The 13,138-nt window shown below is 72.3% G+C and carries 11 protein-coding genes; 7 read left to right on the forward strand and 4 right to left on the reverse strand.

Features of this window, described 5'->3' with window-relative positions; translation table 11 throughout:
• The first annotated feature begins 253 nt into the window (after window positions 1-253).
• Window positions 254-1,594 carry an esterase-like activity of phytase family protein gene (locus tag ACFY01_RS06105; protein WP_390734438.1) on the forward strand — a complete coding sequence of 447 codons (1,341 nt, stop codon included), beginning with the start codon at window positions 254-256 and terminating at the stop codon, window positions 1,592-1,594.
• Window positions 1,595-1,606: 12 nt separating this feature from the next.
• Here the strand turns inward: ACFY01_RS06105 and ACFY01_RS06110 are convergent, their stop codons facing one another.
• Both ACFY01_RS06110 and xylA read right to left on the reverse strand, forming a co-directional pair.
• A complete protein-coding gene (locus ACFY01_RS06110; RefSeq protein ID WP_390734439.1) occupies window positions 1,607-2,002 on the reverse strand; it encodes a hypothetical protein in 396 nt (131 codons plus the stop codon).
• A gap of 157 nt (window positions 2,003-2,159) precedes the next feature.
• The gene (gene xylA / locus ACFY01_RS06115; RefSeq protein ID WP_390734440.1) at window positions 2,160-3,326 is read right to left on the reverse strand and encodes a xylose isomerase; all 1,167 of its coding nucleotides are present in this window, start codon (window positions 3,324-3,326) and stop codon (window positions 2,160-2,162) included.
• 154 nt (window positions 3,327-3,480) lie between these two features.
• Between xylA and xylB the strand changes: the two genes are divergently transcribed.
• From xylB to ACFY01_RS06130, 3 genes are all read left to right on the forward strand, one after another.
• Window positions 3,481-4,926 carry a xylulokinase gene (gene xylB / locus ACFY01_RS06120; protein ID WP_390734441.1) on the forward strand — a complete coding sequence of 482 codons (1,446 nt, stop codon included), beginning with the start codon at window positions 3,481-3,483 and terminating at the stop codon, window positions 4,924-4,926.
• 104 nt (window positions 4,927-5,030) lie between these two features.
• Window positions 5,031-6,239: an ROK family protein gene (locus ACFY01_RS06125; RefSeq protein WP_390734442.1), complete on the forward strand. Its 1,209-nt coding sequence runs from the start codon at window positions 5,031-5,033 to the stop codon at window positions 6,237-6,239.
• 62 nt (window positions 6,240-6,301) lie between these two features.
• Window positions 6,302-6,796: an NUDIX hydrolase gene (locus tag ACFY01_RS06130; protein ID WP_390734443.1), complete on the forward strand. Its 495-nt coding sequence runs from the start codon at window positions 6,302-6,304 to the stop codon at window positions 6,794-6,796.
• On the opposite strand, the gene ACFY01_RS06135 is transcribed toward ACFY01_RS06130, so the two are convergent.
• Entirely contained in the window at window positions 6,793-7,689 is an 897-nt protein-coding gene (locus ACFY01_RS06135; RefSeq protein WP_390734444.1) for a DUF4232 domain-containing protein, read from the reverse strand. The two genes, ACFY01_RS06130 and ACFY01_RS06135, sit on opposite strands and share 4 nt — an antisense overlap.
• Before the next feature lie 557 nt (window positions 7,690-8,246).
• Between ACFY01_RS06135 and ACFY01_RS06140 the strand changes: the two genes are divergently transcribed.
• The 3 genes from ACFY01_RS06140 (at window position 8,247) to adh (ending at window position 11,820) form a co-directional block, all read left to right on the forward strand.
• Entirely contained in the window at window positions 8,247-8,846 is a 600-nt protein-coding gene (locus tag ACFY01_RS06140; protein ID WP_390734674.1) for an N-acetylmuramoyl-L-alanine amidase, read from the forward strand.
• 66 nt (window positions 8,847-8,912) lie between these two features.
• Entirely contained in the window at window positions 8,913-10,202 is a 1,290-nt protein-coding gene (locus tag ACFY01_RS06145; RefSeq protein ID WP_390734445.1) for a GAF domain-containing protein, read from the forward strand.
• A gap of 94 nt (window positions 10,203-10,296) precedes the next feature.
• The gene (adh, locus tag ACFY01_RS06150) at window positions 10,297-11,820 is read left to right on the forward strand and encodes an aldehyde dehydrogenase (protein WP_390734446.1); all 1,524 of its coding nucleotides are present in this window, start codon (window positions 10,297-10,299) and stop codon (window positions 11,818-11,820) included.
• 468 nt (window positions 11,821-12,288) lie between these two features.
• Here the strand turns inward: adh and ACFY01_RS06155 are convergent, their stop codons facing one another.
• Window positions 12,289-13,074, reverse strand: coding sequence for a crotonase/enoyl-CoA hydratase family protein (locus ACFY01_RS06155; protein WP_390734447.1), 786 nt, complete (start codon window positions 13,072-13,074; stop codon window positions 12,289-12,291).
• Between the last annotated feature and the right edge of the window lie 64 nt (window positions 13,075-13,138).

The following is a 13,138-nucleotide window of genomic DNA, read 5'->3' on the forward strand; positions in this document are numbered from 1 at the left end:
TTCGCGGCCACTGCCACTCTCTGATCTGAGAACGGGCTCGCGCTTCCTGCGGTTCCGGGCCGGGACCCTGAGACGTCCCTGAGGCTCGACCCTTACATACCCCTGAGGACCGGTCTCGTCCCCCGGAAGCCGATGGCCGGCCCCGCTGAAGCCGACGAGTGGGCGACGCCCCGTGTTCACCTGCCGGCCGCGCACGGTTCCGCCGTGGGACCAAATCTTGCCGCGTCAGCGAAATCGCCCACCAGGAGGCACGATGTCCCCGCACACCACCCGTCGGCGCCGCGTCCACCGCACTGTCGCGACAGGTCTGCCGCTGGCCCTGGCGGCCGCTCTCGTGGTGGCCGGTACGGCCGCGGCGGCACCCTCGGGGGATGCACACGTGACCCGCACGGCCACGCTCGGCGACATTCCCCTCGGCGCGTTCAGCAACGGGCTGCTGCCCGGCAGCGTGGACGACGACCGGGGCATCGACCTCGGCGGCATCGGCAGCGACATCTACCCGGCGGGCCGCAAGGGCGAGTACTGGACGGTGACCGACCGGGGCCCGAACGGCCAGATCAAGGTGAGCGGCCAGAAGCGCCGCACCTTCCCGGTACCGGGCTTCGACCCGGCGATCGTGAAGGTCCGGGTGTCGGGCGGCACCGTCAAGGTGATCGACGCGGTCCCGATCACCACATCCTCCGGCAAGCCCGTCACCGGGCTGCCGAACCAGCGGGGCCACGACGAGGCGCCGTACACCTACAACGCCGCCACGCAACTGTCGTACGACCCGAACGGCCTGGACACCGAGGGGATCGTGCGGGCCGAGGACGGCACCTTCTGGCTCACCGACGAGTACGGCCCGTCCCTGATCCATGTCTCCGCGCGCGGGAAAGTGCTCACGCGCTACGTTCCCAGGGGGCTCGGTCTCACCGGCGCGGACTACCCGGTCGTGGAGGCGCTGCCGTCGGTGCTGCTGCACCGGAAGATCAACCGCGGTTTCGAGGGGCTGGCCCAGTTGCCCGGCGGCGATCTGGTGATGGCGCTGCAGAGCCCGCTCTCGCTGCCGGACACGGACGCCGGGGACGCGTCGCGGACGACCCGGCTGCTGCGGTTCTCGCCGAAGAAGAAGGCGGTCACCGCCGAGTACGCCTACCGGTTCGACCCGGTGAACGTGGTCGACCCGAGCGAGGACGACACGTCGGAGCTCAAAATCTCCTCGGTGGTGGCCGTGGGCCGTGACCGGCTCCTGGTGGAGGAGCGCACGGACAAGGCGGCCCGGCTCCAGCTGGTGAAACTGCGGCGCGGGTCGGACATCCTCGGTGGCCCCTGGGACGACGACACGACGTCTCCGTCCCTGGAACAGCTCGACGACCCGGCGGCCGAGGGCGTCCCGGTGCTCGCCAAGCGCCTCGTCGTCGACCTGGGCAAGGTCGCCGGGGTGCCCGGGAAGATCGAGGGCATCGCGCGCGTGGACGACGACACGCTGGCGCTCATCAACGACAACGACTTCGGGATGACGGACGGCGCGGGTGCCTTCGACGCCCAGGGCCGGCTGGTGGACAGCGGTGTCGAGACGACGGTGACGTACGTCCGACTGCCCGACGGCATCTGACGGGCGCCGCCCTCAGGACAGGTCCGGGAGCGAGGGGATGAGCGACTCCAGGTCGCTCGGCACCTCGCTCGGCAGCACGGTGGGGAATCCCGACGGCAGACCACTCGGCAGCCTGGAGGGCAGGCCCGACGGCAGCCTGCTGGGCAGCTCGGTCGGGAGACCGAAAGAGGGGCGCGCGGAGCCGCTGGAAGTGGCGGTGCTCTCCGGCCGCTGGTCGTCCGGGGAGCCGTCAACGCCGGAGCCCATCATGACCACGGTGAGTATGGCCGCGGCCGTCACCAGCACGGCCAGGACGGCGAAGAGCGGACCCCGGCGCCTCCGCGGGCCGGGGCCCGGCCCGTCGGCAGCGGGTCCGAAACCGCCGCCCGGCGGTCCGGGCGGCGGAGGCGGTACGGATGGTGTGGTCATACCGTCCACCATCGCCTCATACGGCTCATCGGGCGACCGGCGCACGGAAGTTGATACCGGCTCACACCATGGACCGCACGATTCCGGAGCATTCCGCGCGCGGGCGGATCGGCGGCACGCGCGCGTACGCGTCACCGGCACGCGCGCGTGCGTGCGCTCAGCCGCGCGCCCCCAGCAGGTGGTCCATGGCCAGCTGGTCGAGGCGCTCGAAGGCCATCCCGCGCGCGGCGGCCGCCTCCGCGTCGAAGTCCTCGAAGGCGCTGCGGTCGGCGAGCAGAGCCTGGAGGCCGTCCGCGGCGGTGGGCTGCGCCAGCTGGTCCAGACGCGAGGCGCGCAATGCCTCCTGGACCTCCGGGTCGGCGCGGAAGGCGGCCGCACGCTCCTTCAGGATGAGGTAGTTGCGCATGCAGCCGGCCGCCGAGGCCCACACGCCGTCGAGGTCCTCGGTCCGCGGCGGCTTGAAGTCGAAGTGGCGGGGACCGTCGTAACCGGCGCTCTCCAGGAGGTCGACCAGCCAGAACGCGGCCCTCAGGTCACCGGCGCCGAAGCGGAGGTCCTGGTCGTACTTGATGCCGGACTGGCCGTTGAGGTCGATGTGGAAGAGCTTGCCCGCCCAGAGGGCCTGCGCGATGCCGTGCGGGAAGTTCAGCCCGGCCATCTGCTCGTGGCCCACCTCGGGGTTGACGCCGTACAGCTCCGGCCGCTCCAGGCGCTCGATGAACGCGAGCGCGTGGCCGACGGTGGGCAGCAGGATGTCGCCGCGCGGCTCGTTCGGCTTGGGTTCGATGGCGAAGCGCAGGTCGTAGCCCTGGGCGGTGACGTACTCGCCGAGGAGGTCGAAGGCCTCCTTCATACGGTCGAGGGCGACACGCACGTCCTTGGCGGCGCCGGACTCGGCGCCCTCCCGGCCGCCCCAGGCCACGTACGTCTTCGCACCCAGCTCGACCGCCAGGTCGATGTTGCGGATGGTCTTGCGCAGCGCGTAACGGCGCACGTCGCGGTCGTTGGCGGTGAACGCGCCGTCCTTGAAGACCGGGTGCGTGAAGAGGTTGGTGGTGGCCATCGGCACGGTCATGCCGGTCGTGTCCAGGGCCTGGCGGAAGCGCTTGATGTGCGACTCACGCTCGGTGTCCGAGGACCCGAAGGGGATCAGGTCGTCGTCGTGGAACGTCACACCGTAGGCGCCCAGCTCGGCCAGGCGCTGCACCGTCTCGACCGGGTCGAGGGCGCGGCGCGTGGCGTCGCCGAACGGGTCCCGTCCCTGCCAGCCGACGGTCCACAGGCCGAAGGTGAACCTGTGCTCGGGGGTGGGCTGGTAGCTCATGCCGCGGCTCCTTGCTCGCTTGGCTCGCTTGCGACTATTTCGTCATGGCGATTTACAAATTAGTATGCGCTCGCGTCCCTGGGAAGGGACAAGATGTTCTCGAGGTCGGATCTCGAGACCAGATCCCGCGAGCCGCGGAAAGAGGGAGAGCCCGATGTCAGCAGCCGAGGGTCCGCTCGTCGTCGGGGTGGACTCGTCCACCCAGTCCACCAAGGTCCTGGTCGTCGACGCGGCCACCGGGCGGGTCGTGGCGAGCGGCCAGGCGCCGCACACGGTCTCCTCGGGCGCCGGCCGGGAGAGCGACCCCCGCCAGTGGTGGGAGGCCCTGTGCACGGCGCTGCACCAGTGCGGGGACGCGGCCCACGAGGCGGCCGCGGTGTCGATCGGCGGCCAGCAGCACGGCCTGGTCACCCTGGACGCCCGGGGTGAGCCGGTGCGCCCGGCGCTGCTGTGGAACGACGTGCGCTCGGCGCCGCAGGCCCGCCGGCTCGTCGAGGAACTGGGTGGCCCGAAGGCCTGGGCGGAGCGGACCGGCAGCGTGCCCGGCGCGTCCTTCACGGTCACCAAGTGGGCCTGGCTCGCCGAGCACGAGCCGGACGCGGTCCACGCCACCGCGGCCGTCCGGCTGCCGCACGACTACCTCACCGGGCACCTGACCGGGCAGGGCACCACCGACCGCGGCGACGCCTCGGGGACGGGCTGGTGGGCGTCCGGGACCGAGGCGTACGACGAGGAGATCCTCGCGCACGTGGGCCTCGACCCGGCGCTGCTGCCGCGGGTGGTGCGGCCGGGCGAGGTGGCCGGGACGGTCCGCGACAGCCACGACCTCCCGTTCTCCAAGGGCACCCTGGTCGCCGCCGGTACGGGCGACAACGCGGCGGCGGCGCTGGGCCTGGGGCTGCGTCCGGGCACGCCGGTGCTCAGCCTGGGCACGTCGGGCACGGTGTACGCCGTCTCCAGGCACCGTCCGGCCGACCCGAGCGGCACCGTCGCCGGATTCGCCGATGCCCGCGGCGACTGGCTGCCGCTGGCCTGCACCCTGAACTGCACCCTCGCGGTCGACCGCGTGGCGGCCCTGCTGGGCCTGGACCGTGAGGCCGTCGAGCCAGGCACTTCCGTGACGCTCCTGCCCTACCTGGACGGCGAGCGCACCCCGAACCTGCCGAACGCCTCCGGCCTGCTGCACGGCCTGCGCCACGACACGACCGCCGGACAGCTCCTGCAGGCGGCGTACGACGGTGCCGTGCACTCCCTGCTGGGCGCGCTCGACCTGGTGCTCGACCAGGACGCGGACCGCACCGCGCCGCTGCTGCTGATCGGCGGCGGGGCCCGGGGCGCGGCCTGGCAGCAGACGGTACGGAGGCTGTCGGGGCGGCCGGTGCAGGTGCCCGAGGCCAGGGAACTGGTCGCGCTCGGCGCCGCGGCGCAGGCGGCCGGGCTGCTGACCGGCGAGGACCCGGCCGCTGTCGCCCGCCGCTGGAACACCGCGGCCGGACCGGTGCTGGACGCCGTGGAACGGGACGAGGAGACGCTGGCCCGGATCGCCGGGGTACTCTCCGACGCGGCGCCGTTGCTGGAGCGGGGGCCGGTCGGCCGCTGACCGTCCGCCGTCAGGAGCACGACGGCTCGGGGACGGGACGCCCGCAGGGCGCACCGACGGAATGACGCACTGACCGGAAAGACGGACCTAGGACTGGGGGAGGCATGAGCGCACCGCCGCACGAGGCTCGCCCGGCCGGTCCTGGCCGGGCCCTGCCGGACACGCAGCAGGGCATGCGCCGCCGCAACCTCGCCCGGGTGATGCACGCCGTCAACGCCGAGGGACCACTCTCGCGCGCCGCGGTCGCCTCGCGCATCGGCCTCACCCGGGCGGCGGTGTCGACGCTGGTGGACGAGCTGGTCCGGTGGGGGCTGCTGCACGAGCTGGGCCCCGAGCGCCCCGGCCGGGTGGGCCGGCCGGGGTCGGCGCTCGCGGTCAGCGGGCGGGGGCCGGCCGGGATCGGGGCGGAGGTCGGTGTCGACCACCTCGCGGTGTGCGCGGTCGACCTGCGCGGCGAGGTACGGGCCCGGGCCGTCCGGCACCGCGCGAACCGTGGCCGAGCGCCCGAACCGGTGCTCGAGGAGCTCGACGCGCTCGTCCGCCGGGTCGTGGCGGAGGCGGAGCGGGAGGGCCTGTGGCCCGCCGGGCTGGCGGTCGCGGTGCCCGGTCTGGTGGCGCGGGACGCCCGCACGGTCGTACGCGCCCCCAACCTCGACTGGCGCGGCACCGACCTCGGAGCCCTGCTGCCCACGGACATACCGCTGACCGTGGACAACGAGGCCAACTTCGGTGCGCTGGCGGAACTCTGGCTCGGGGCGGACACCCCCGGCGACTTCCTGCACGTGTCGGCGGAGATCGGCATCGGTGCCGCGGTCGTCGTGGACGGCGGGCTGCTGCGCGGGACACGGGGGTTCGCGGGCGAGCTGGGGCATGTGCCGGTCCGCCCGGACGGACCTCCGTGCCCGTGCGGCGGGCGGGGCTGCCTGGAGCAGTACGCCGGTGAGGAAGCGGTTCTGCGCGCGGCGGGGCTCGAACCGGGTGAGGATCTGGTCGGGCTGCTCGCCCGTCGGGCCGAGGAGGGGGACGCGGACGTACGGAGGGCGCTCCGCGACGCCGGCACGGCCCTCGGCATAGCCCTGACCGGGGCGGTCAACCTGCTCGACCCCGATTCAGTCGTCCTGGGCGGCGCGCTGGCGGGGCTGTCACCCTGGCTCCTGCCGTCCCTGGAGACCGAGCTGGCGAGCCGCACCGCCGGACCCGCCTGCCCGGTGTCGGTGTCCCGCCTGGGGCCCGAGGGGCCGCTGCTGGGCGCCGCGCACTCGGTGATACGCGCCGTCCTCGACGACCCGGCGGCGGTGGCGGAACGCGGCTGAGGGGCGAAGCGGAGCGGGCTGGGGGGCGAAGGGGAGCCGGCTGAGGAGCGAAGGGGGCGCACGTGGCGGATTGGATACCTCGCGAGGAGTGGGTCAAGACCCAGCCGCAGGCGCTTCTCGCCTCCTGCGTCGTGATGCTGGACGACCGCGACCGCATGCTGCTCCTGCGCTACGGGCCCGGACAACCGGTCGCGGGGACATGGTGGCTGCCGGGCGGGATGGTCGACCACGGCGAGGACCCGTGGGCGGCGGCACGGCGGGAGATGCGGGAGGAGACCGGCATCGAACTGGGGCCGGTCCCCAACCTGATCGGGATCGACCACCGGGTGGACGTCCTGGGGACCGGACCGGTTCTCGACTGCTTCTTCCACGGCGGCACCCTCGACGACGAAGCAAGCGTCCGGCTCAGCTCGGAGCACGACGGCTACGGGCTGTTCGCCGTCGACGAGTTGGCCGGGACTCCGCTCACCGCCCGTCTCCCGAGCCTCGTCGCGCTGCACACGGCGGCCCTGTCCAGAACCGTCGTCTGCCTGAGGGAGGGTGAGCCCCTCGTCTAGCCGTCCCGCTTCCAGGGACCGACGGCGACCTTCCCCGTGGTGCCCGGGTCCAGCTCCGGTGTCACCATCACCGGCGAGGCTCCCGGCTTCGCCCAGACCCTGACGTAGGGGACGTCGACCGCGGTGCCGGACAGGACGGTGTTGCGCCACACCAGGCCCGCGTGCGCGCTCTGGCCCGGCTTCAGGGAGAACGGGCGGGCCGGGCCGTCCGCGCCGGTGCCGGAGGCGATGGCCGAACCGCCCCGCAGGACCCGCACCCCGCCGACCGGACGGTGGTCCTCGTCCAGGAGGCTCAGCCGGGGGTAGCCGGTGAGCCGTTGCGGCCGGGTCCCGCAGTTCACCAGGTGCAGGACCACCACGCGGAGGCCCATGGCGGCATCACCGTCGTCGGCGTACAGGCGCAGCCCCGAGGACGGGCAGGGGCCGCCCGGAGCGGGTGCCTCGTCGACGGGGACGCTGCGCACCTTCGTGACACGGACCCCCGACCAGCCCCGCGCGCCCGGCGGCAGATCGCTCGTGCCGACCGTGCCGGTCACCGTCCGGCCGGGGCGGACGTTCGGCACGATCCGGTACGAGTCAGCCAGTGACGCCCCGGTGTCGGAGACGAAGGCGAAGCTGACGGTGTAGGTGAGCGGTTCCGTGGCGTGGTTGGTGACCTGGAACCGGCCGCAGCCGTGCGTGCCGTCGCCGCCGGCGTCGTCGATCCGGGCATCACCCGTTGCCCCGGCGGAGGGCTCGGCGGTCGCGGCGGGCCCCGAGGACAGGTGCGCACCGCACGCGGGGCTGTCGGACGGGACCGCGAGACCGGTGGCCCGGGAGCACGAGGTGAGCAGCAGGACGCAGGCGACGGCAGTCGGCACGAGGACGGAGGCGGGGGCGGGGACGGCACGCATCCGCCGAGTGGATCAGTACGTGGCCGCGATGGGCTGTGAGGGAAGCCACTCCTCCGGTCACAGGACCGTCACAGGGCCGCAACCGGCCGAGCACTGGGACGAGTTCACTCGATCGAGTGACGGAGTTGTCCCCAACTCCCGCGTCATCCACGGAAACGTCCGTCGTCCTTCTGCCCAACCTGCAGGCACCGTACCGTGATTCACGCGAGGCACAGCCGCCATCGGCTCGAGGTGGCGGCGCGAAGAAGTGGACGAGGAGACACATCCGGACGGGGGAAGCACATGTCAGGGGAGACATCTGACGGACCGCGGCGCGACGCCGTCGGGCTGCGCGAGAGGACTACGGGCTCGCTGGGCTGTACGCGTATCAGTTCGCAACCCGGGCGGTCGAATCACCGTTGGCCAACGTGTGCGACACCGATCACACGTGCGTGGCAAAGATCCGCAAGGAATGGCCGTACCCACGGCTGCGCGAAACGGCCGCGGCCCTCCGCGACCGGCCGTGCCCCGACTCCGCAGCCCACTCCCCCACCCCCACTCCGGAAGGCAACCCCAGCATGGACCGGCACAGATCACTGCCCACCAGACGACACCTGCTCAAGGGCGCGGCCCTCGCCGCCGTCCCCTGCGCGCTGCTGCCCACCGCGCGGGCCGGTGCCGCGGCCCAGGCCGTCGACTACCCGAGCGCCGAGTGGCAGCCGGCGACCAGCTCCAACTACACGGTGTCCGGCCGCCCCGGCACCTACACGATCGACCGCGTGATCATCCACGTCACCCAGGAGACGTACACCGACACCCTGGCCATCTTCCAGAACCCGCAGAAGGCGGTGTCCGCGCACTACCTGGTGCGCTCCGCCGACGGGCACATCGCGCAGTGCGTGCGTGAGGCGAACATCGCCTGGCACGCCGGGAACTGGGACTACAACACCCGCAGCATCGGCATCGAGCACGAGGGCTGGGTGGACCAGCCCGCCTACTTCACCGACGCCCTGTACGAACAGTCGGCGAAACTGACGGCGGCGATCTGTGACACGTACGCCATCCCGAAGGACCGGGCCCACATCATCGGCCACTACCAGGTACCGGGGACCGACCACACCGATCCGGGCCCCAACTGGGACTGGGTCCGCTACATCAGACTGGTCAACTTCGCCTGACCGGTTGTCCGGGTCACCACCCCGAGTGACGATGTCCCCAGCCGCATCGTTGTCCGGGAGGCCTCGTTGACCGATCCGTGGATGGCCCTCGAGCCGGGGGCCGACCCCGCCGAGCGCGTCCGGGCGCTGCGCCGGGCGCACGACACGTTCACCACGGCCGGCACCGTGCCGCGGCCGGTGCGGTCGGTGGTGGCGGACTCGTGGCGGCGCAGCGCGCGGGCCGGCGTCGGCCCGGACGGCACCGCCAGTGTCGAACTGACCGACGGGGACCTGGGTGCCTATCGGGCGGAGCATCCGTTGGCCCGGGTGATGCCGCTGGTCCGCGAGCTGATGGGGCCGTTCGCCTCGGACGGCGAGCATCTGCTCGCGGTGTGCGACGCGCACGGCCGGCTGCTGTGGGTCGAGGGCCACCCGGCGACCCGGCGCCGGGCGGACCGGATGAACTTCGTCCCGGGCGCGCGCTGGGCGGAGACCGCGGTCGGGACGAACGCGCCGGGCACGGCGGTCGCCGTGGACCGGCCGGTGCAGGTGTTCGCGGCGGAGCACTTCATCCGGCGGGTCCAGCCGTGGACCTGCGCGGCCGCGCCGGTGCACGATCCGCACACCGGGCGGGTGCTGGGGGCGCTGGACATCACCGGCGGGGACGGGCTGGCACACCCGCACAGCCTGGGCTTCGTACAGGCGGTGGCACGCGCCGCCGAGTCGCAGCTCGCCCTGCTCGCGCCGCCCGGGCCCGCCGCCGAAGCGCCCGCGCTGACCGCGCTGGGCCGGGACGAGGCCACGCTCCGGCTGGACGGCCGCCGGATCGTCCTCACCCGCCGGCACAGCGAACTGCTGGTGCTGCTGGCCCGCCATCCCGAGGGGCTGTCCGGCGACGAACTGCTGTGCGCGCTGTACGAGGACGAGTCGGTGCCGCCGGTGACGCTGCGCGCCGAACTGGCCCGGCTGCGCCGGCTGCTCGGCCCGGGGCTGCTCGCGTCCCGGCCGTACCGGCTGACGGTCCCGGTCGAGTCGGATGTCACCGTTGTCGAACGGCGGCTGCGGGCGGGCTCGGTGACGGCGGCCGCGGCCGTCTACGCGGGCCCGCTGCTGCCCGCCTCACATGCGCCGGCGGTGGTGCGGCTGAGGCGGCGCCTGGCCGATGGGCTGCGGGCCGCGCTGATCGCCCGCCGCGACCCCGACCTGCTGGCCGACTGGGCGCACGCCCCGTGGGGCGAGGAGGACCTCGACGTGTGGCGGGCGCTCGCGGCGGTGCGACCGACGGCGGCGGTACGGGCGCGACTCACGGCGCTGGAGTCGGAACTGACCGTGCAACCGCCGGAACCGGCGGCTCCGGCCCATCGGGCAGCGCGCTGACCGGCCGCGCAACGTCCTCGCAACGTTCCGGTTCCTAGCCTCGCGCCGGAAGCTGCCCAACGGCGGGCAGCGCTTCATCGGGAGGCAGACCAGCATGACCCGTTACGCGGCGCCCGGCACCGAGGGCGCGATCGTCTCCTACCAGGCGCGCTACGACCATTTCATCGGCGGCGAGTACGTGCCGCCCGCCCGGGGGCAGTACTTCGAGAACCCCTCGCCGGTCAACGGGCAGCCGTTCACCGAGATCGCCCGCGGCACCGCGGAGGACGTGGAGCGGGCGCTCGACGCGGCGCACGCGGCCGCGCCCGGCTGGGGGCGGACGTCGGTGACGGAGCGCTCCGACATCCTGCTGAAGATCGCCGACCGCATGGAGGCCCACCTCGAACCGCTGGCGGTCGCCGAGAGCTGGGAGAACGGCAAGCCCGTGCGTGAGACGCTGGCCGCCGACATCCCGCTGGCCATCGACCACTTCCGGTACTTCGCCGGTGCGATCCGCGCGCAGGAGGGTTCGCTGGGCGAGATCGACGACGACACGGTGGCGTACCACTTCCACGAGCCGCTCGGAGTCGTCGCGCAGATCATCCCCTGGAACTTCCCGATCCTGATGGCGGTCTGGAAGCTCGCCCCGGCGCTCGCGGCGGGCAACGCGGTCGTCATCAAGCCCGCCGAGCAGACCCCGGCCTCCATCCACTACTGGATGAGCCTGATCGCGGACCTGCTGCCCCCGGGCGTGGTCAACATCGTCAACGGCTTCGGCGTGGAGGCGGGCAAGCCCCTCGCCTCGAGCCCCCGCGTGGCGAAGGTCGCGTTCACCGGGGAGACCACGACGGGGCGGCTGATCATGCAGTACGCCTCCGAGAACATCAAACCCGTCACACTCGAACTCGGTGGCAAGTCACCGAACATCTTCTTCGACGACGTCTGGGCCCGCGACGACGACTTCCGCGACAAGGCCCTAGAGGGCTTCACCATGTTCGCGCTCAACCAGGGCGAGGTGTGCACCTGCCCGTCCCGTGCCCTCGTCCAGCGCGGCAACTACGCCGAGTTCCTCGACGCCGCCGTCGCCCGCACCCGGCAGATCAAGCCCGGCCACCCCCTCGACACCGACACGATGATCGGCGCGCAGGCCTCCAACGACCAGCTGGAGAAGATCCTCTCCTACCTGGACATCGGCCGGCAGGAGGGGGCCAAGGTCCTCACCGGCGGTGAACGCATCGAGCACGAAGGAGAGCTGAAGGGCGGCTACTACGTCCAGCCGACCATCTTCGAGGGCGACAACCGCATGCGGATCTTCCAGGAGGAGATCTTCGGCCCGGTCGTCTCCGTCACCTCCTTCGACGACTTCGACGACGCCATCAAGATCGCAAACGACACTCTGTACGGCCTCGGCGCCGGCGTGTGGACCCGCGACGCCACGACCGCGTACCGCGCGGGCCGCGCGATCCAGGCGGGCCGCGTCTGGACGAACTGCTACCACGCGTACCCGGCACACGCGGCGTTCGGCGGCTATAAGCAGTCCGGAATCGGCCGCGAGACGCACAAGATGATGCTGGAGCACTACCAGCAGACGAAGAACCTGCTGGTGTCGTACTCCCCGAAGAAACTGGGCTTCTTCTAGACGCAGAAAAAGGGCGCCTGACCAGGGCAGATGCCCGGCAGGCGCCCTTCTCGGCGCCCATCTAAGAGGCGAGTCGAAACGCGCCCTCACTCCCGATATCTCCCACTCGTTTCCCAGCTCTGACCAGCAGTTCCGGGGCATTTCCGGGCCAAGGTCCCGCTAAGGCGCTCTCCGCGAGCGAATCGTTGATCACGTGGCGGCGAACACCTTGATGACGAGGCGCCTCACCCGCCGCCGGGCCCGTCCGGCCGTACAGCACGACGTCCCCCCGTACTACCTGGCACAGGCAGCCTGACATTCTTGCGCGCGGTAGTGCGAGGAAATGCATGCTGCAGAACCGCCCTTGGCACTTGTCACATGTGAACTGAGCTCGCCGATTGTGAGGTTCCGAGGGGTGCGGCTGGTGCCTGGCGCCCGGCCGGTTGGAGGGCTGCGGTGGCGCGCCACGAGGGCCTCGCGGTGGTGCGGTCAGCGACCTTCCCAGTGGGGTGTGCGCTTTTCGGCGAAGGCGTGGGCGCCTTCCTGTGCGTCGTGGGACGCGAGGACCGGTGCGACGAGCTGATCCTGCTGGCGGAAGGCGTCCTGGTCGCCGTATGCGGTCCGCTCGTTGACCGCGCGCTTGACGGCCGCGATGGACAGTGGGGCGTTGCGCGCGATGCGGTGGGCCAGTTCCACGGCCTTGGCGAGCGTCTCGCCCGGTGGGGTGAGCTGGTTGACGAGGCCGAGCTGATGAGCCCGCTCCGCGGGGAGGGGGTCGCCGGTGAGGAGAATTTCCACGGCGATGTTGCGGGGGATGCGTTCAGGCAGCCGTACGATTCCTCCTTCGGGGGGAACCAGGCCGAACGTCACCTCGGTGAGGCCGAAGGTGGCGTCCTCGGCTGCGACGATCAGGTCGCAGGCGAGCGCCATCTCGGTGCCGCCGCCCAGCGCCCAGCCCTCGACGGCCGCGATGAGCGGGGTGCGGAGCTGGGTTCGGGTGAGACCTGCGAAGCCTCGCCCAGGGAGGACTGGGGTGTCTCCCTTCGCGAACGCCTTGAGGTCCATCCCCGCGCTGAAGGTGCCGCCGGCACCGGTGAGGACGCCGACCATCAGGTCGTCGTGGCTGTCGAGTTGGTCGAAGGCATCGGCCAGCGCCCGCGCGGTGGCGCCGTCGACGGCGTTGCGTACCTTTGGCCGGTCAATGGTGATCACGAGGACGCCGTCTTGTTCTTCGGTGTGCACGGTGGGGGCGCCGTTGGTGGGTTTGGTTGTCATGGTGGGCATTCCTTGTCTCTCCCGGTCGTTCCCACCGGTGTGAATCTCCGACCGCTGACAGCGG

The sequence above is a fragment of the Streptomyces sp. NPDC001480 genome (genome assembly GCF_042894725.1).
Taxonomy (GTDB): domain Bacteria; phylum Actinomycetota; class Actinomycetes; order Streptomycetales; family Streptomycetaceae; genus Streptomyces.